Annotated in this window: 1 protein-coding gene; it reads right to left on the bottom strand. The window is 28.8% G+C overall.

The window, feature by feature from the left end:
* Positions 1-5: 5 nt before the first annotated feature.
* Positions 6-983 carry an IS110 family RNA-guided transposase gene (locus HXZ74_RS17105; protein ID WP_038337380.1) on the bottom strand — a complete coding sequence of 326 codons (978 nt, stop codon included), beginning with the start codon at positions 981-983 and terminating at the stop codon, positions 6-8.
* Positions 984-1,193: the final 210 nt, after the last annotated feature.

Raw genomic sequence — 1,193 nt, 5'->3', positions numbered from 1 at the left:
GATTTCTATGACAAAACCAAGTTATTTTTATAAATATTTTGATTTTTAATTAGTGCATAAATTCTGTGAATTATTTTATTTCTGACTGCGTTTAAGACCGACATTTTATTTTTCCCTTCTTCTACCTTTCGATGATAATAAATAGCCAAGTCATTATCTAAACGAATAGCACTCATTGCAGCTAAATGCAATAGTTTCTTCAAATCTTTATCAGCCATTGATGAAACTTTCGGTTTTCGCCTTATGGAAGTTCCAGATTGAAAATCAAATGGAGCTATTCCAGCATAGCAAGCCATTTGTCTAGGTGTATTTATGGTTGTAAAACCATCTGTTTTAATCAACATATTAAATGCTAAAACTTTTCCTACACCAGGAATTGATTGTATTCTTTTATAATGATTATGAAGCTGTTCATCTTCGTTAATTAATTGATAGATTCTTTCTTCTATTTCATTAATTTGTTTCGTTAAGACATCAATAAGCTTAGTGTTTAAGCGTAATACAGCTTTATCCATAGTTGATTTTAAGAATTGTTCATCTTTTGCTTGAGCTAGTAATCCTGCTCTTATTTTAACGCGATGTTTTCTTTCAGCATTCAATAATTTTATCTTTTCAATGACTTTCGAATTAGGCTTCCACTGTTGAAGATCCATATAATTTTTAAGTAAAAATACAGCAATACGTTCGCTGTCAATTTTATCATTTTTACCTCTAACTAATCCCATACTTTTTTTCAAATGCAAAGGATTGATGACATAAACAGCAAAAGAATGTTGAATTAATACGTTGTAAAGAAGGATGTTAAATCTCCCTGTATTCTCCATTCCAATTAGAATATTTTGTCTCTTAACAAATTGTTTCAAAAAAGATTTGATAGCTTTTTCAGTATTAGCAATAGTATCAAAACGATTCACTCCATTTTCTTGAATGCAGATGTCTAAAGTTAATTTACTCACATCAATACCAATAACAATTTTTTCCATAAATTTGAATTTAATGAGAAGAGAAACTTATCAATAACTCGATTCCTTACTAATGGGTTTTTAACCCGAATTTCTATTTGAGAATTTGATAAGAAAGAGTTGAGTCTTAATCAGAATATGAGATTATATAGCTCTGAACTCGTTATAGTGTACTCAAACTCTTTTCTCTTCTTTTTATACTACAATTTAAGATTTTCAAATCTAAAGGAA

Source organism: Empedobacter sp. R750 (genome assembly GCF_030324345.1).
Lineage (GTDB): Bacteria > Bacteroidota > Bacteroidia > Flavobacteriales > Weeksellaceae > Empedobacter > Empedobacter falsenii_C.
Note: the sequence above shows the minus strand (reverse complement) of the source record. Positions and strands in the feature narration are given on the sequence as shown.

Coding starts and splice junctions, on each gene's coding strand:
- HXZ74_RS17105 (WP_038337380.1), bottom strand. CDS start 983: ATGGAAAAAATTGTTATTGGTATTGATGTGAGTAAATTAACTTTAGAC.